18 protein-coding genes are annotated in these 17,218 nt (G+C 59.5%); 5 read left to right on the top strand and 13 right to left on the bottom strand.

Features of this window, described 5'->3' with window-relative positions; translation table 11 throughout:
• Positions 1–42: 42 nt before the first annotated feature.
• From ureG to IM265_RS00960, 9 genes are all read right to left on the bottom strand, one after another.
• Positions 43–660 (bottom strand): urease accessory protein UreG, encoded by a 618-nt coding sequence (gene ureG, locus IM265_RS01000; RefSeq protein ID WP_022651876.1) that lies wholly within the window; start codon positions 658–660, stop codon positions 43–45.
• 9 nt (positions 661–669) lie between these two features.
• On the bottom strand, positions 670–1,344 hold the full coding sequence (locus IM265_RS00995; protein ID WP_155026375.1) for an urease accessory protein UreF: 675 nt from the start codon (positions 1,342–1,344) through the stop codon (positions 670–672).
• Positions 1,344–1,883, bottom strand: a complete 540-nt coding sequence (locus tag IM265_RS00990) for a HupE/UreJ family protein (RefSeq protein ID WP_193031801.1) — start codon at positions 1,881–1,883, stop codon at positions 1,344–1,346. Before IM265_RS00990 ends, IM265_RS00995 begins: the two co-directional genes overlap by 1 nt.
• A 9-nt stretch (positions 1,884–1,892) precedes the next feature.
• Positions 1,893–2,351, bottom strand: a complete 459-nt coding sequence (ureE, locus tag IM265_RS00985; RefSeq protein ID WP_193031803.1) for an urease accessory protein UreE — start codon at positions 2,349–2,351, stop codon at positions 1,893–1,895.
• Between the two features lie 9 nt (positions 2,352–2,360).
• A complete protein-coding gene (gene ureC, locus IM265_RS00980) occupies positions 2,361–4,064 on the bottom strand; it encodes an urease subunit alpha (RefSeq protein WP_193031805.1) in 1,704 nt (567 codons plus the stop codon).
• Complete coding sequence (locus IM265_RS00975) at positions 4,057–4,371, bottom strand: urease subunit beta (protein WP_028014465.1); 315 nt, start codon at positions 4,369–4,371, stop codon at positions 4,057–4,059. Before IM265_RS00975 ends, ureC begins: the two co-directional genes overlap by 8 nt.
• A 10-nt stretch (positions 4,372–4,381) precedes the next feature.
• A complete protein-coding gene (locus IM265_RS00970) occupies positions 4,382–4,684 on the bottom strand; it encodes an urease subunit gamma (RefSeq protein WP_041908071.1) in 303 nt (100 codons plus the stop codon).
• Positions 4,685–4,694: 10 nt separating this feature from the next.
• Positions 4,695–5,522 carry an urease accessory protein UreD gene (locus IM265_RS00965; protein ID WP_193031807.1) on the bottom strand — a complete coding sequence of 276 codons (828 nt, stop codon included), beginning with the start codon at positions 5,520–5,522 and terminating at the stop codon, positions 4,695–4,697.
• Between the two features lie 137 nt (positions 5,523–5,659).
• On the bottom strand, positions 5,660–6,673 hold the full coding sequence (locus IM265_RS00960; protein ID WP_136484995.1) for an alpha/beta hydrolase: 1,014 nt from the start codon (positions 6,671–6,673) through the stop codon (positions 5,660–5,662).
• A 142-nt stretch (positions 6,674–6,815) separates the two neighbouring features.
• Here IM265_RS00960 and IM265_RS00955 point away from each other — a divergent pair, with 142 nt between their 5' ends.
• Positions 6,816–7,238: a MarR family winged helix-turn-helix transcriptional regulator gene (locus IM265_RS00955; protein WP_126817111.1), complete on the top strand. Its 423-nt coding sequence runs from the start codon at positions 6,816–6,818 to the stop codon at positions 7,236–7,238.
• A gap of 41 nt (positions 7,239–7,279) precedes the next feature.
• Here IM265_RS00955 and IM265_RS00950 read toward each other — a convergent pair whose 3' ends face one another.
• On the bottom strand, positions 7,280–8,746 hold the full coding sequence (locus tag IM265_RS00950) for an MFS transporter (RefSeq protein ID WP_193031809.1): 1,467 nt from the start codon (positions 8,744–8,746) through the stop codon (positions 7,280–7,282).
• Positions 8,747–8,838: 92 nt separating this feature from the next.
• Positions 8,839–9,453, bottom strand: coding sequence for a glycerol-3-phosphate 1-O-acyltransferase PlsY (plsY, locus tag IM265_RS00945; RefSeq protein ID WP_014833311.1), 615 nt, complete (start codon positions 9,451–9,453; stop codon positions 8,839–8,841).
• 107 nt (positions 9,454–9,560) lie between these two features.
• Here plsY and folB point away from each other — a divergent pair, with 107 nt between their 5' ends.
• Together folB and bacA are read left to right on the top strand one after the other, a co-directional pair.
• A complete protein-coding gene (folB, locus tag IM265_RS00940) occupies positions 9,561–9,929 on the top strand; it encodes a bifunctional dihydroneopterin aldolase/7,8-dihydroneopterin epimerase (protein ID WP_028014460.1) in 369 nt (122 codons plus the stop codon).
• Between the two features lie 108 nt (positions 9,930–10,037).
• Complete coding sequence (gene bacA, locus IM265_RS00935; RefSeq protein WP_028014459.1) at positions 10,038–10,859, top strand: undecaprenyl-diphosphate phosphatase; 822 nt, start codon at positions 10,038–10,040, stop codon at positions 10,857–10,859.
• A 13-nt stretch (positions 10,860–10,872) separates the two neighbouring features.
• Here the strand turns inward: bacA and IM265_RS00930 are convergent, their stop codons facing one another.
• Both IM265_RS00930 and IM265_RS00925 read right to left on the bottom strand, forming a co-directional pair.
• The gene (locus IM265_RS00930) at positions 10,873–12,114 is read right to left on the bottom strand and encodes a multifunctional CCA addition/repair protein (protein WP_028014458.1); all 1,242 of its coding nucleotides are present in this window, start codon (positions 12,112–12,114) and stop codon (positions 10,873–10,875) included.
• Positions 12,115–12,174: 60 nt separating this feature from the next.
• Positions 12,175–12,795, bottom strand: coding sequence for a TIGR04211 family SH3 domain-containing protein (locus tag IM265_RS00925; RefSeq protein WP_028014457.1), 621 nt, complete (start codon positions 12,793–12,795; stop codon positions 12,175–12,177).
• A gap of 229 nt (positions 12,796–13,024) precedes the next feature.
• Here IM265_RS00925 and IM265_RS00920 point away from each other — a divergent pair, with 229 nt between their 5' ends.
• Together IM265_RS00920 and glnE are read left to right on the top strand one after the other, a co-directional pair.
• Positions 13,025–14,326 carry an inorganic triphosphatase gene (locus tag IM265_RS00920; RefSeq protein ID WP_028014456.1) on the top strand — a complete coding sequence of 434 codons (1,302 nt, stop codon included), beginning with the start codon at positions 13,025–13,027 and terminating at the stop codon, positions 14,324–14,326.
• Positions 14,327–14,347: 21 nt separating this feature from the next.
• Positions 14,348–17,203 (top strand): bifunctional [glutamate--ammonia ligase]-adenylyl-L-tyrosine phosphorylase/[glutamate--ammonia-ligase] adenylyltransferase, encoded by a 2,856-nt coding sequence (glnE, locus tag IM265_RS00915; protein ID WP_193031811.1) that lies wholly within the window; start codon positions 14,348–14,350, stop codon positions 17,201–17,203.
• Positions 17,204–17,218 lie beyond the last annotated feature (15 nt).

The following is a 17,218-nucleotide window of genomic DNA, read 5'->3' as shown; positions in this document are numbered from 1 at the left end:
TCCCCGGACTGTACACCCCACAGGGGAGAGGGAAATTTACGACTACACCCGCAGCATCCCTTTCTCTTCCAGAAACGCAATAATCGTCCCCAGACCGTCACCCGCCTTAAGGTTGGTAAAGGTCCACGGGCGCTCGCCGCGCATGCGGTTGGTATCACGCTCCATCACCTCCAGCGACGCACCGACGTACGGCGCGAGGTCGGTTTTGTTGATCACCAGGAAATCGGATTTGGTGATCCCCGGTCCGCCCTTGCGCGGGATTTTTTCCCCTTCGGCCACGTCGATCACGTAAATAGTCAGGTCCGCCAGCTCCGGGCTGAAGGTCGCGCTCAGGTTGTCGCCGCCGCTTTCAACGAAGATCAGATCCAGATTACCGAACTTCTCGCTGAGCGCTTCTACCGCCGCGAGGTTCATTGAGGCATCTTCGCGGATGGCGGTATGCGGGCAGCCGCCGGTCTCTACTCCCACGATGCGCTCTGGCTCAAGCGCGCCCGCCTCGGTGAGGATGCGCTGATCCTCTTTGGTGTAGATATCGTTAGTGACCACCGCCAGATGGTACGTGTCGCGCATCGCCTTGCAGAGCGCTTCCAGCAGCGCGGTTTTGCCCGATCCTACCGGACCGCCCACGCCTACGCGCAGGGGATGTTTGTAATCAGCCATGTTGACTCCTCAGGAACGGAATAGTCGTGAATATTGTGTTTCGTGGCGCGCGGAGGCGATGGCCGACAGTGGCGTAGCTGCCCCCAGCGCGTCGTCGCCACGTAAAAATGCCTGTTCAAACCCGGCGGCAAAATGGTCGCTCAGCTCGATAATCAGCTGCTGCGCCGCCTGCTGTCCGAAGGGGACGAGCTTAACGCCCGCCATCACCGCGCTCTCTATCCAGCTGTAGCCGAGGCTCAGCGCCAGCTCGCGCGCGCCAATGCCCCAGCGCACGCCGAGCCACGCCATGCCGCAGAGCTGGCTCTGCGCAAACAGCGGCTGCCACTCTGGCGGGCAGTTCGGCTCCCAGCTTTTAATCAGGCGCGTAAAGGCCGCGCCACGGTTGCGCTCCTCTTCGCGCAGCTCGCGCGTTTCCCGGCAGGCGAGCAAATATGCCGTCCAGCGTTTTGCTGCCGCGACGTCCTGCTGTTCGCAGGCCCGGAACAGCCGGATAAACAGCGGCAGGTCGACGCAGAAAAAGCTCTGCTCCATCTGCTGGATCTGCCAGCGCCTGAAGGCGTCGGTGCTCGTAACCCAGCCCGCCTCTACGGCCCACTCCAGCCCCTGCGACCAGGTAAACGACCCGACCGGCAGGCTGCTGCTGGAGAGCTGCATCAGGCGCAGCCGCTGGCGGGCGTGCTCCATCAGCTCATCAGCGCCAGCAGGGCGGAGACAATCAGCCCGCCGCCGAAGGTTTTACGCAGCCCGTCGTGGCGGCGCAGCAGCAAGCCTGCGGCGAAACTGGCGCCCAGCACCGTCGCGCTGGCCAGCATAAAACCGCTGGTGAACAGCCAGAAGCTGTGGCCAGACATCTCCACCCCGTGCGCCCAGCCGTGGAACATCGCCAGGGCAGGCACCGCCAGCAGCAGGCGGTTTTCAGTTTTAAACATCATCACCCCGCAGACCGCCAGCGAGGCGATAATCAGCATCTCCATGCCGCTAAAGTCGCCGAGCAGGCTGCCCGCAACGGCGCCAACAAGCATCATGCCGAGGGTGGCAAACGGCAGCAGGAGCTTGCGGCCGCTCAGGGCAGACAGCACGCCAGCCCCGGTCAGCATCAGCAGGTGATCCAGCCCGGTCAGCGGGTGGAGAAAACCGGCCTGAAAGCTGTCGGCGCCGTGGCCGGGATGCGCGAGCGCGGGAACGGAAAAAGCCAGCAGTAACAGCGGTAAATACTTACGCATGATTGATCCTTAATGTGAATGAGCGTGAGAGTGAGTGTGGGCATCGCTGGCGTAAGCGCCCGCTTCCGGTTCAAACGGCAGGCTGGCGAAGGTTACCTCCAGCCCGAACTGGCGCAGCATGTCGTCGAGAACGTGATCGTGGTGATAGCGCAGCTCGCCGGGCATGACCTGCAGCGGCACGTGGCGGTTGCCCAGGTGGTAACAGGCGCGGGCGAGCAGGAACGGATCGGCGCAGCGCACCACGGAAACCGACTCCGGGGCGGCGATCACCTCAATCACCTCGCTGCCGTCTTCGTTACTGAGCAGGTCGCCCCCGCGCAGCAGCAGGCCGCGCGGCAGCATCAGTCCGGCTTCGCGCCCGTCGTTAAGCGCCACGCGAGCGCGGCTTTTCACCCGCACGTCAATCGGCAGCGTGACGCTGGCGGTGATCGGGTGCGCGTGGTCCAGGCGTTGGGTCAAATAGATCATCTTCACTCCTCAAAACAGGAAATAGCGTTGCGCCATCGGCAGAACGTCGGCCGGTTCGCTGGTTATCAGTTCGCCGTTGACGCGCACCTCGTAGGTTTGCGAGTCAACGGTGATATTCGGCTGCAGGGCGTTATGGATCATGTCGGCCTTTTTCACCGTCCGGCAGCCTTTTACCACCGCCGTGGCGCTCTGCAGGCTGAGCTGCTGCGGGATGCCGTTCGCGTGGGCCGCCTGAGAAACAAACGTCAGCCGCGTGGCGTGACGTGCGGCGCCCAGCGCGCCAAACATCGGGCGGTAATGCACTGGCTGCGGCGTGGGGATCGAGGCGTTGATGTCGCCCATCGGCGCGCAGGCGATCATCCCGCCTTTGACGATGGTTGCGGGTTTTACGCCAAAGAAGGCGGGGGACCAGACCACCAGATCCGCCAGCTTGCCCGCCTCAATCGAACCGACTTCATGGGCGATGCCGTGGGTCAGCGCCGGGTTAATGGTGTATTTGGCGACATAGCGCTTCACGCGGAAGTTATCGTTATCGCCGGTCTCTTCCGGCAGCGCGCCGCGCTGGACCTTCATGCGGTGCGCCACCTGCCAGGTGCGGATAATCACTTCCCCGACGCGGCCCATGGCCTGCGAATCTGACGAGGTGAGCGAGAACGCGCCGATATCGTGCAGCACGTCTTCCGCAGCAATGGTCTCCCGGCGTATGCGGGATTCGGCAAACGCCACGTCCTCGGCGATATCTGGGTCAAGGTGATGGCAAACCATCAGCATGTCGAGGTGCTCGTCGATGGTGTTCACCGTGTAGGGCAAGGTCGGGTTGGTGGAAGAGGGCAGAATATTCGGGTGCGCGCAGGCGGTGATGATATCCGGCGCGTGGCCGCCGCCCGCGCCTTCGGTGTGGAAGGTGTGGATCGTGCGCCCGCCGATGGCCGCCAGCGTGTCTTCGACAAACCCGGACTCGTTCAGCGTGTCGCTGTGCAGCGCCACCTGAATATCCATCTCTTCGGCCACCTCCAGCGAGCAGTTGATCGCCGCGGGCGTCGCGCCCCAGTCTTCGTGGATCTTCAGCCCGATGGCGCCGGCGGCGATCTGCTCGCGCAGGGCATCCGGGTTGGAGCCGTTACCTTTGCCGAGCAGGCCAATATTCACCGACAGCGTATCGGCGGCCTGCAGCATGCGAGCGATATACCACGGCCCCGGCGTGCAGGTGGTGGCGTTGGTGCCCGCCGCCGGTCCGGTGCCGCCGCCAATCATGGTGGTGACCCCGGAGACCAGCGCCTCCTCCGCCTGCTGCGGGCAGATCCAGTGGATGTGGGTGTCGATCCCGCCTGCGGTGACGATCTTCCCTTCGGCGGCGATGACTTCGGTTGCGGCACCAATCGGGATCGTCACGCCGGGCTGAATGTCCGGGTTCCCGGCTTTGCCGACGGCGAAGATCCGCCCGTTCTTCACGCCGATATCGGCCTTCACGATCCCCCAGTGGTCGACAATCAGCGCGTTGGTGAGAACCAGATCCACGCAGCCGTCAGCGGTCATCTGCCCCTGACCCATGCCGTCGCGGATCACCTTCCCGCCGCCGAACTTGACCTCTTCGCCGTAGACCGTGAGATCGTCTTCCACTTCGATCCACAGCTCGCTGTCCGCCAGCCGCACCTTATCCCCGGTAGTGGGGCCGAACATGTCGGCATACGCCTGACGTGAAATTTCAGCCATGTTTCACCTCGCCCATGACCTCGCCGCGAAAGCCAAAAATGCGCTGCGCGCCCGTCACCTGCACCAGCGTCACTTCTCGCTTCTGGCCTGGCTCGAAGCGCACGGCGGTACCCGCCGGAATGTTCAGCCGGTAGCCCCTGGTGGCTTCGCGATCAAACTTCAGCGCCGGGTTGACCTCGTAAAAGTGGTAGTGCGATCCGACCTGGATCGGCCTGTCGCCGTGATTTTCAACAACAACACTTTGGGCTTCGCGCCCGACGTTGATCGCAATAGTGCCGGGCTGGATCTGGTATTCACCTGGGATCATCACGTGCTCCTTACACGATCGGGTTGTGGACGGTGACGAGCTTGGAGCCGTCCGGGAAGGTGGCTTCCACCTGAATATCCGGGATCATCTCCGGCACGCCCTCCATCACCTGATCGCGCGTCAGGACGTGGCGGCCCGCCTCCATCAGCGCGGCGACGGTTTCGCCGTCGCGCGCGCCTTCCATGATGAAGGCGCTGATCAACGCGACCGATTCCGGGTAGTTGAGCTTTACCCCGCGCGCAAGGCGGCGTTCGGCAACCAGCGCGGCGGTAAACAGCAACAGCTTGTCTTTTTCTCTGGGGGTCAGTTCCATAACGTTTCTCTTATGTCTGCCAGATGCGCGGCGAACAGGCGGTTTTGGTAGTAAGAAGCGGGCGAAGCGACTGCCAGATGTCGCGCATCGCCCGCTGGCAAATCAGGTTGTCGTGGGAGAGAAAACGCACCGACAGCAGAGCGTCGGTGTGCGTTGCCCCCGCAAAATGGCCCAGAGGCGCGAGCAGCGCGCGCACGGTGTCGAGATGTTCTTCCCGGGCCGGATAGAACAGCAGTGTGCCGATCCACGGGTGTCCGGCAACGGGCGTGAGATCGCCGTCGCCGAGGTGCTGGCGCTCTATCAGGCGCGGTTCGTCATCCACCCACACCTCAAGGCGGCTCTCCAGCGTGCCGTGGCTGAAGGTCTCACCGATTACCGGGCGGCCCAGGCAGTACAGCTCCCACGCCAGCAGCGTGCTGGAAGCCTTAAGGTGGAAGACGGAACGCAGCGCGGCGTTCGCGCCGGGAAAGATAATGGTGTCCTGCGGCAGCCACTCCAGCGTGGCGTTTTCATCAAGATAAAAGTGCTGGCTCAGACGCGCCTGCGGGCCGCTGCTGCGGTAGAACTTGCTGGCGCCGGGCATGGTGATAAGCGCGTGGCTTTTGGCATCGAGCCGAACGGAAATATCCAGCGAATCGCCGCCCACAACGCCGCCGGGCGGGTGCAGCAGATAGAGGTGGCAGGTTTTTCCTTCGGGGTAAAACGGACGTTGTACGGTGAGCGGCCCGACGTGGCGCGCGGAACGCAGGAGGGTTTTCTCAGGGGCGTGACAAAACTGCAGGGCAAGCGACGCCTGCCAGCCTTTATACGTATTATCAGTGACCTGAGCTGCTAACATGCTGCTTCCATCTGCGCATCATCGGGGTCGTTTCAGTATGCCCTGGCGGAAATGAAGGCTGTCATATGAGTCGCTTATGGATAGAGGAAATTAAAAAGCACGGCCCGGGGCCGTGCTCTGTATGAAGCATGACGATCCTATTTCAGGTGGTCATGCAATGCTGCACCTGCCTGCTCAAGGGCGACTTTAACCGTTGGCTCCTGGCTCAGCGGGTTAAGCAGGCCGTAATCGTGGATCATACCGTTATAGCGCGTGACGGTCACCGGGACGCCAGCCGCATCCAGTTTACGCCCGAATGCTTCACCTTCATCCCGCAGAACGTCCAGCTCAGCTGTCTGAATCAGCGTCTCCGGGAAGCCTTTCAACTGTGCAGTGCTGGCGCGAAGCGGTGAGGCAAGGATATTGTTACGATCGGCAGCGCTGGTGGTGTAGTTATCCCAGAACCATTTCATCATGTTTTTTGACAGGAAATAGCCATTTTCGAACTGGTGATAGGAAGCCGTATCAAAGCTGGCGTCCGTCACAGGCCAGAGCATCACGTTGTAGCGAATTTTCGGCCCATTGAACTGTTTGGCCTGCAACGCCACTGAAGCCACCATGTTGCCGCCCACGCTGTTACCTACCAGGCCCAGACGGCTGCCGTCCACGCCAATTTCCTGGCCATGCTCGGCTACCCATTTTGTCGCTTCATAGGCCTGATTGATTGCCACCGGGAAATGGGCTTCAGGTGACGGTGTGTAATCAACGTAAACCGCTGCGGCACCAGATGCACGAACCAGATCGCGGATTAAACGTTCGTGGGTTGGAAAATCACCCAGCACCCAACCGCCACCGTGGAAGAACATAAACACCGGGAGCGTACCGGCAGCATGTTCAGGCTTCACAATTTTTAGGGCGATCGTCTGGCCATTGACCTGGATCGTTTTTTCAGTCACCTGAGCGGGCGGCAATTTTGCTCCTTGCTGTGCGCCGATCAGTACCTGGCGGGCCTCCTGCGGGGTCATCTGTTCCATCGGTTTCCCTTTGCCAGCATTCAGGACATCAAGAAATGCCTTTACGCCTGCGGTCGGGGCTGGAGTATTAGTGATTTGAGCGGATGCCGCGGCTGACGCGAAGACGGAAGAAATCAGGATGGCGGTTAATGTTTTCATGGTGGTACCCCTTTTAACGTATTTGATTGGATAACTAAATAGTGCGCTACTTAGTTGTTGATGTAATACTTGCGCGCAAGATACTTTTAGTCAAACATTATTTATAATTTTTTTAGACAACAGATTCAGGGTTGATAGAAAAATGAAAGAAAACAAAACACTAGATGATTTATTGTGCTTCTCGCTGTACTCGGTCACCAATGCGTTCGTGCGCCAGTATCGCCCCCTGCTGCAGGAGATGGATCTGACCTATCCGCAATTTGTTGTTTTGATGGCGCTTTATGAGAAAGACAACATCCCGCTTCGCGATCTCAGCGATAAAACCTATTTTGATTCAGGCACATTGACCCCGCTGGTCCAGAAGCTTGAGGCAAAAGGTTTTCTCAACCGTATGGCGGTTGTGGGGGATGAAAGGATGAAAAATGTCGTATTGACCGATAAAGCGAAAGAACTGAAAAGGCAGGTGATGGCGCTGCCGGACCAGATTCGTTGCAGCATGCGGATGAATGATGATGAACTGGAAATGCTAAAAAAACTCTCCCGAACGCTGCTGGAAGATTTGTAAGCGCACTTCGGTGGGGGTGAACCCACCGAAGCGATGTGTCGTTACCGGTAGTCCTCCGCATCCACATCATACCCGGACGGCTCCCAGCGGATCGCCAGCAATGACGCCAGACCGATAAACGGCGCCAGCGCAATCACCCAGAACACGGCGGTGTCGAGAGACGCGACCAGCAGCGGGAACAGGAACAGCGACAGCGTGGAACTGCTGCGCATCAGCGTCTGGTTTAAGCCGACGCCCACGCCGCGCAGCGAGGTCGGGTAGCTCAGCGAGGCGAACGTCATGGTATGCGCGCCCGGGCCAAATCCCTGACCGAACAGGAAAAGCGCCAGCATCGCCACGGCAAGCACCCCTTCAGAAGCACCGTCCGGTCGACCAATCAGCGCCAGCCCCAGCAGCGCCACAAGCTGACAGGCGTAACCCGCCAGCGACATCCGCCACGCGCCGAAGCGCGGCACGTAGCGCACCGCCAGTAATCCGCCGATAAACGCAAACAGCAGGTTCAGCGCCAGCGAGATCACAATAGTGGTCAGCATAGATTGCACGAAGAAGCTTGAAATAATCACCGGCAGGCCAAAGGCCACGGCGTTATAGGCGAATGAGGAGACGACGGACAGCAGCGTGGCGAGTGTGGTACGCCGCAGATAGATGCCGCGGAACAGGTTCAGATAGTTCGACCATTTGGCTTTATTCACGACAGGCGCAGGCTGGCTGAGCGCATCCTGCGGGACGTGGGCGTTAATATTGTACGACTGCCGCAAAATGGACGCCGCCTCTTTCAGGTTGCCCTGATTCGCCGCCCAGACCGGCGATTCGCTCATATAGCGGCTGCGGATGGCGATAATCACCAGCGCGGGTACTGCACCAAAGCCGAGAATCAAACGCCAGAGCCAGTCGCTGTGGCCTTCCGGCAGCACGGCGTAGAAAAAGAGAACCAGAAGGTAAGAGATGCTGATCGCCGCATACCAGGTAGGGCACCACATCGCGACGCTGGAGGCCTTATTGCCCGGCCCTTTCAGCCTGGCAAACTCGCTCAGGAACGCCATCGCCACGGGAAGGTCGATCCCCACGCCAAGGCCCATCACAAAGCGCGCGCCCGCCAGCACATATTCATTCGGGGCCAGCGCGCAGGCGATAGCGGCGACGACAAAGAATACCATGTCGGCCATAAAGACGCGGTAGCGCCCGATTTTATCCGTGAGGTAACCGCCGAGCAGCGCCCCGACAATCGCACCAAAGGTAATCGCCGAGGCCACCATGCCGGTACCGGCGGGCGTCAGGTTAAATTCGCGGGTAATGTCTTTAATGCCGAACGCCAGCGCGCCTAGATCGTAGGCATCGAGGAAAATCCCGCCCAGAGCGATACCGACCACGATCCGGGCGTTAGCCCGGCCCTGTGAGCCGTCATTAACGAGACGTGAAACGTCCGATGCACTGCGCACCCACTGAATGTCGCCATCAGGGGGAATTCCTGCCGTTGAAAGGGGAGTGGTGTCTGTGATTTCTGCCATTTTCTTTTTGTGTGGTTGTGTTGTGTCTCTAACAGTTACCACAGGCAGAAGGTGACAAAAATCACATTTGGTTATAAGGCATAACTAACCGCCTACTCGGGATCTTTTTTCTTTCGCTTGAGCTTCGTCCAGATCTTCGTTTCCTGGCGTCGCCACAGGCGCTGGATATTGTCGTGATGACGCAGCAGGATCAGGCAGGAGAGCATCGATACCGGGAAAGTGAATTGGGGTTTAAACCACCAGACGTAAAACGGGGCGATCAGCGCGCTGACGATGGCACCCAGCGACGAATAGCCGCTTAGCAGAATGGTCAGCAGCCAGGTCCCGGCCATGACGCCGGTTAAGTCCCATCCGATGGGCGCGATGGCACCAAAGGCGGTCGCCACCCCTTTGCCGCCTTTAAAGCCGAAGAATACGGGCCAGATATGGCCGACGCAGGCGGCGATGGCGATGAGCCCCAGCCAGAACGGCGTGACGCCCAGCGCATAGGCGCCCCAGACGGGTAGCATCCCCTTCAGAACATCAAAAATCAAAACCGCTACGGCTGCTCCCTTGCCGCCAATTCGAAGCACGTTGGTCGCTCCCGGATTCCCGGAACCACTTTCACGCGGGTCAGGTAACCCGGCAATGCGGCAGACCAGAATGGCGCTGGAGATTGAGCCGCAAAGATAGGCGAGGAGGATCATTCCAGGCGCGATTGCACTCATAACGCTGTTCCGTTTTGAAAATGTATCTGTATTCTCAGCATCTGTGGATAATACGCATAATTCGCCGGAAGTGGTATCCGGTTTAGCCAAAAAGCAGGCAGGTCGTGATGGATATTGTATTTATAGAGCAACTTTCGGTAATCACCACAATTGGTGTTTACGACTGGGAACAGACCATCGAGCAGAAACTGGTGTTCGATATCGAAATGGGATGGGATAACCGCAAATCGGCAAAAAGCGATGACGTGAATGACTGTCTGAGCTATGCCGACATCAGCGAAGCGGTGATCGGCCACGTGGAAGGACAGCGTTTTGCGCTGGTGGAACGGGTGGCGGAAGAGGTGGCGGATCTGCTGCTGACCAAATTCAACTCACCGTGGGTACGCATTAAGCTGAGCAAGCCGGGGGCTGTGGCGCGCGCCGCCAATGTGGGCGTCATCATTGAGCGTGGCACAAATCTGAAAGGAAAGATTTAACGTCATAATTGCTAAACCATTTTAGGTTATATCGGTCTTAAGGCTGTATCTTTCACGGTAGCCGTTAGGGGCGACCGTTTTTTTATATCTTTTTTTAGGGGTTTATAGATGAGCGATATGCACTCGCTGCTGGTGGCGGCAATTCTGGGTGTGGTCGAAGGATTGACGGAGTTTTTACCGGTTTCCAGTACGGGCCATATGATTATCGTTGGCCATCTGCTGGGCTTCGAAGGCGATACCGCAAAGACGTTTGAGGTGGTAATTCAGCTGGGCTCGATTCTGGCGGTGGTGGTGATGTTCTGGCGTCGCCTGTTTGGCCTGATCGGCATCCATTTTGGCCGTCTGCCGCAGCGTGAAGGAGAGGGCAAAGGCCGCCTGACGCTGATTCACATCCTGCTCGGGATGATCCCGGCGGTGGTATTGGGGCTGGTATTCCACGACACCATTAAATCGCTGTTTAACCCGATTAACGTCATGTACGCGCTGGTGGTGGGCGGTTTCCTGCTGATTGCCGCGGAAGTGCTGAAGCCAAAAGTCCCGCGTGCGGAAGGCCTGGACGATATGACCTATCGTCAGGCGTTTATCATTGGCTGCTTCCAGTGTCTGGCGCTGTGGCCGGGCTTCTCCCGTTCAGGTGCGACCATTTCAGGCGGGATGCTGATGGGCGTGAGCCGCTATGCGGCGTCCGAGTTCTCGTTCCTGCTGGCGGTGCCGATGATGATGGGCGCCACCGCGCTGGACCTTTACAAAAGCATTGGCTTCCTGACCACAGGCGATATTCCGATGTTTGCCGTGGGCTTTATCACCGCCTTTATCGTGGCGCTGATTGCCATCAAAACCTTCCTGCAGCTGATTAAGCGTATCTCGTTTATTCCGTTCGCGATCTACCGCTTTATCGTCGCGGCTGCGGTGTACGTAGTCTTCTTCTGATAACCGATTGCCCTCACTCTTTCGGCTGAGGGCAACGCTTTTCCTTCCACGCGGTAACCGCGTCAATCCGCCGTTTGGTTAGCTCCTCGCGAATCTCCGGGCCTTTAAATCCTGCCTCAACCACGTCTTTCGTTGGCACCGCTTTTGCGACTTCCCACGCTTCGCGCAGCAAACGCCCCTGGGGATAATCGGACGCTTCAAACCCGGTGCGGCCGCGCACGTCCGCTTCGCTGGTGAGCGCAATCTGCTCCACGCGCTGCGGCTTGCGCCAGGCGTCAATATTATCGAACAGCTTCACGATGGTGGCGGGCTTCAGGATCGGGAAGGTATGGATCAGGTCGTGGAACTCGGCGACCAGCTTTGCCAGATCGCGGATGTCATTCGGCACGCGCAGACGCTGGCAGAGCCCGTCAACCAGCTTTACCCCCGCCGGACCGTGCCCGTGATGGCGCGGCCAGAACTCTTTCGGCGTTAAGCCTTTGCCGAGATCGTGGCACAGGGTGGAAAAACGTACGTCCACCTCAGGGCTGAGCATGGCGGCCATGCTCAGCGTCATCAGCGTGTGCACGCCGGTATCAATTTCGGGATGCCATTTCGCCGGTGCGGGCACGCCAAACAGCGCGTCGATTTCCGGGAACAGCACCTTCAGCGCGCCGCAGTCGCGCAGAACCTGGAAAAAGACCTGCGGGTTGCGGGTGGTGAGGGCATTTTCCGTCTCTTTCCAGACGCGCTCCGGCGTCAGGTGTTCCAGCTCGCCCGCCTCGGTCATGGCCGTCATCAACGCCATCGTCTCATCCGCAATACGGAAGCTCAGATGCGCGTAACGCGCGGCAAAACGCGCCACGCGCAGCACGCGGAGCGGATCTTCAGAAAATGCCGGGGAGACGTGACGCAAAAGACGATCGCGCAGGTCGTCCTGCCCGCCGTAGGCGTCGATGATATGGCCGTTTTCGTCCTGGGCCAGGGCGTTAATGGTGAGATCGCGGCGCAGCAGATCCTGCTCCAGCGTCACATCCGGCGCGGCGTAGCAGGTGAAGCCCGTATAACCGGAACCGGATTTCCGTTCGGTACGCGCCAGGGCGTACTCTTCCCGGCTTTTCGGATGCAGGAACACGGGAAAATCGCGGCCTACCTGCTGGTAGCCCGCGTCGAGCATCTCTTCCGGGGTGGCGCCCACCACCACCCAGTCTTTATCTTTGACCGGCAGACCTAATAACGCATCACGTACCGCACCACCGACCAGATAACTCTTCACGCCCAACTCTCCCGTTTTCTCTTTTCCAGAATGATACGTAAGTCTGGCAGAGAAGACGAATTAGTTCATCCAGCGATCTTTACGCTTACGGCTTGGGATCAGATGTGGCAGAACCAGACCCAGCACCAGACCAACGCCCAGCACGCCGCCGCCATACATAAACCACTGCATGATGATGGTGCGCTGTTTGTCATCAAGCTGCAGGTTCGCGGCGTTCACTTTTTTCTGCGCGACGATCAGCTCGTTTTTCAGCTTCTGGTTCTCTTCTTTCAGACCGTTGATCACGCCGTCGCTCTGCGCCACTTTCTGCTGCATTTCAGCGGTGCGCTGGTTCCAGGTCCCGTCGATGTTGTTCAGCTTGTCGGTCAGGGTCTTCACCTGGTTTTCCAGATCCGGCACGCGGGTGCGCAGGCTTGGCACGGTGCTCAGCTCTTTCATTGGGATCCAGGAGGTACGGCCGGAACTGTCGCGAACCTGACCGTAATTGGTCTCCGCGTTGGTCTGCAACAGGGTGACTTCCTCGCCGGCATTCACCGTGCCCACGAGGCGATAATTATCTCCGGGGCCACTGCGCACCCAGGTGTTAAGTTCGTCAGAAACGTAACGCTTCTCTTCAGCGTGCACTGCGGTTGCGGCGCTAAAAGCGAGTAAAGTAAGTCCAATCAGGCGTAATTTAAGCATCATTAGTCGTTATTTTCATAAAAAGTGGAACGATAGTAGTGGCAACAGTGTCTCTACGCAAAGCATTCATCAGCAATCAGAATCATCTGTGTCACGACTCTACACATTTACGCCCGACAAATTGCTCATTGCATGGCAATTTGGCGCAAAATACTATGTACTGACAAATAAATGGCGAGGAAGTTCGCCCTCATTGACGCGTCTGTGACGCCCGCAAAAGTACAAGGCTATGGCTCAGGAAATCGAATTAAAATTTATCGTCGAAAAAGACAGCGTTGACGCGCTCCGTCAGCATCTGAATACGCTCTCCGGCGAGCACCATGAACCCGTACCGTTGCTCAACATCTACTACGAAACGCCGGACAACTGGCTGCGCAACCACGATATGGGGCTACGCATCCGCGGCGCGAATGGACGCTACGAGATGACGATGAAAATCGCCGGCCGCGTGGTCGGCGGTTTGCATCAGCGCCCGGAATACAATATCGACATCAGTAAGCCAGAACTTGAGCTGGAACGTTTCCCGGCGGAAGTCTGGCCGGAAGGCGAACTGCCCGCCACGCTGGCAGGGCAGGTGCAGCCGCTGTTCAGCACCGATTTCGCTCGCGAGAAATGGCTGGTGACGGAAGGCAAAAGCCGCATTGAAATCGCGCTGGATTTAGGCGAGGTGAAGGCGGGTGAGTTCCAGGAACCGATCTGCGAGCTGGAGCTGGAACTTCTGGAAGGGGATGCGAGCGACGTGCTGAAGCTGGCGCGCAAGCTGGTAAGCCAGCCGGGTTTACGTCAGGGCAGCTTGAGCAAAGCGGCGCGGGGCTACCACCTGGCTGCCGGAAATGCGCCACGCGTGCTGAGAGAGACTCCGATTTTGCGCGTCGTCCCGAAAGCCAGCATTGAGCAGGGCATGGAAGCGGCGCTGGAGCTGGCGCTCTCCCAATGGCAGTACCATGAAGAACTGTGGGCGCGTAACGTCAAAAATGCCAAAAAACAGGTGCTGGCCGCTATTGGACTGGTGCGTCATACCCTGACGCTGTTTGGCGGTATCGTACCGCGTAAAGCTAGCGCTCACTTACGCGATCTGCTGACCCAGACCGAAACGCTGCTGCTTTCCGACGTGTCGGCGCAAACCGCGCTTTATAGCCCGCAAAATGCCGCGGCAAAACTGGCGCTGACCGAGTTTCTGGTTACGCGCGGCTGGCGCGTCTTCCTCGATGCAAAAGCGCAGACCAAAATCGCGGACAACTTTAAACGCTTCGCGGATATCCATCTTTCCCGCCACGCCGCCGAGCTGAGAACCACCTTCGCGCATCCGCTGGGCGACCAGTATGGCGACCAGCTTCCCCGCCTGGCGCGTAATATCGACAGCATGTTGCTTCTGTCGGGAGCGTACGAGGGCGTGAAGGCGCAGGCCTGGCTGGAGAACTGGCAGGGGCTTAAGCATGCCATTGAGACCCGTCAGCAGATTGAGATCGAGCATTTCCGCAACGAAGCCATTTCGCAGGATCCATACTGGCTGCACAGCGGAAAACGTTAATTCTGGCAAGGAACCCCTGATATGCCGCTTTCTTCGCAGTTACAGCAGCACTGGCAAACCGTTTGCGAACGTCTGCCCGAGTCGTTACCCGCGTCATCGTTAAGCGAGCAGGCGAAAAGCGTGCTCACGTTCAGTGATTTTGTGCAGGAGAGCGTCAGCGCCAATCCTGACTGGCTGGCAGAGCTGGAAAGCGCGCCGCCGCAGGCTGACGAGTGGCGGCACTATGCTGGCTGGCTGCAAACCGCGCTGGCAGAGGTGGCGGATGAAGCCACGCTGATGCGCGTCCTGCGCCAGTTCCGCCGCCGGGTGATGGTGCGCATTGCCTGGGCGCAGGCGCTGGAGCTGGTGAGTGAAGAGAGCACCTTGCAGCAGCTGAGCGAGCTGGCGCAGACGCTGATTGTCGCCGCGCGGGACTGGCTCTACGCCGCCTGCTGTAAAGAGTGGGGCACGCCGTGCAGCGAAGAAGGGGTTCCGCAGCCGCTGTTGATTCTGGGGATGGGCAAGCTGGGCGGCTGCGAGCTGAACTTCTCCTCGGATATCGACCTGATCTTTGCCTGGCCGGAGAATGGCGCCACGCGAGGCGGTCGTCGCGAGCTGGATAACGCCCAGTTCTTTACCCGACTCGGGCAGCGTCTGATTAAGGCGCTGGACCAGCCTACGCAGGACGGCTTTGTTTACCGCGTGGACATGCGCCTGCGCCCGTTTGGCGACAGCGGCCCGCTGGTGCTGAGCTTCGCCGCGCTGGAAGATTATTACCAGGAGCAGGGGCGCGACTGGGAGCGTTACGCGATGGTCAAAGCGCGGATCATGGGCGACAGCGACGACGCTTACGCCAATGAGCTGCGCGCCATGCTGCGCCCGTTCGTGTTCCGCCGTTACATCGACTTTAGCGTGATCCAGTCCCTGCGCAATATGAAAGGGATGATCGCCCGCGAGGTGCGCCGTCGCGGTCTGAAGGACAACATCAAGCTTGGCGCGGGCGGCATCCGCGAAATCGAATTTATCGTTCAGGTCTTCCAGCTGATCCGCGGCGGGCGCGAGCCGTCGCTGCAGTCCCGCTCGCTGCTGCCGACGCTGAGCGCCATTGAGCAACTGCATTTGCTGCCGGACGGCGACGCGCAAACCCTGCGCGAGGCCTATCTGTTCCTGCGCCGTCTGGAAAACCTGCTGCAAAGCATTAACGACGAACAGACCCAGACCCTGCCGGGGGATGACCTTAACCGGGCGCGTCTGGCCTGGGGCATGCGGGTGGATGACTGGTCAACGTTGACCGAACAGCTGGATGCCCATATGGCAGGCGTTCGCCGCATCTTTAACGATCTGATTGGTGACGACGAAAGTGAATCGCCGGACGATGCGCTCTCCGAGCACTGGCGCGAACTGTGGCAGGACGCGCTCCAGGAAGATGACACCACGCCGGTGCTGGCGCACTTAAGCGACGATGCCCGCCATCGCGTGGTGGCCTTGATTGCCGATTTCCGCCTTGAGCTGAACAAGCGCGCCATTGGCCCGCGCGGTCGGCAGGTACTGGATCATCTGATGCCGCATCTGCTGAGCGAGGTCTGCTCCCGCGAGGATGCGCCGGTGCCGCTGTCGCGCATGATGCCGCTGCTGAGCGGGATTATCACGCGTACCACCTACCTGGAACTGCTGAGCGAGTTTCCCGGCGCGCTGAAACACCTGATTTCCCTCTGCGCCGCGTCGCCGATGGTAGCCAACAAGCTGGCGCGATACCCACTGCTGCTGGACGAACTGCTTGACCCGAACACGCTCTATCAGCCGACGGCGATGGACGCCTACCGCGACGAGCTGCGCCAGTATCTGCTGCGCGTGCCGGAAGAGGACGAAGAGCAACAGCTCGAGGCGCTGCGTCAGTTTAAGCAGGCCCAGATGCTGCGCGTAGCGGCAGCGGATATCGCCGGTACGCTGCCGGTAATGAAAGTGAGCGATCACTTAACCTGGCTGGCGGAGGCGATCATCGACGCGGTAGTCCACCAGGCGTGGGTGCAGATGGTGGCCCGCTATGGCCAGCCGAAGCATCTTGCTGACCGCGAGGGGCGAGGGTTTGCCGTGGTTGGTTACGGCAAGCTGGGCGGCTGGGAGCTGGGCTACAGCTCCGATCTGGATCTGATTTTCCTGCACGACTGTCCGGCGGACGTCATGACCGACGGCGAACGTGAGATTGACGGGCGGCAGTTCTACCTGCGCCTGGCCCAGCGCATCATGCACCTGTTCAGCACCCGCACTTCGTCGGGCATTCTGTACGAGGTGGACGCGCGCCTGCGCCCGTCCGGCGCGGCAGGCATGCTGGTCACCTCGACGGACGCGTTTGCCGATTATCAGAAGAACGAAGCCTGGACGTGGGAACATCAGGCGCTGGTGCGCGCCCGCGTGGTGTACGGCGATCCGCAGCTCAAAACGCAGTTCGATGCGATCCGCAAGTCAGTCATGACGACCCCGCGCGAGGGCAGCACCCTGCAAACTGAAGTGCGCGAAATGCGTGAGAAAATGCGCGCGCATTTGGGTAACAAACATCGCGATCGCTTTGATATCAAAGCCGATGAGGGCGGGATTACCGATATTGAGTTCATCACCCAGTATCTGGTGCTGCTGCACGCGCACGACAAGCCGAAGCTGACCCGCTGGTCCGATAACGTGCGCATTCTGGAACTGCTGGCGCAAAACGACATTATGGACGAGCAGGAGGCGCAGGCCTTAACCCGCGCCTACACCACGCTGCGCGACGCGCTGCATCACCTGGCCCTGCAGGAGCAGCCGGGGCACGTGGCGCTGGACTGTTTTGTCGCAGAACGCGCTCAGGTAACGGCCAGCTGGCAGAAGTGGCTGGTGGAACCGTGCGTAACAAATCAAGTGTGATATTATCGCGCGCAA

Source organism: Enterobacter cloacae complex sp. P17RS (assembly GCF_014895885.1).
Taxonomy (GTDB): Bacteria; Pseudomonadota; Gammaproteobacteria; order Enterobacterales; family Enterobacteriaceae; genus Enterobacter; species Enterobacter bugandensis.
This window is presented reverse-complemented; position numbering and strand designations above follow the sequence as displayed.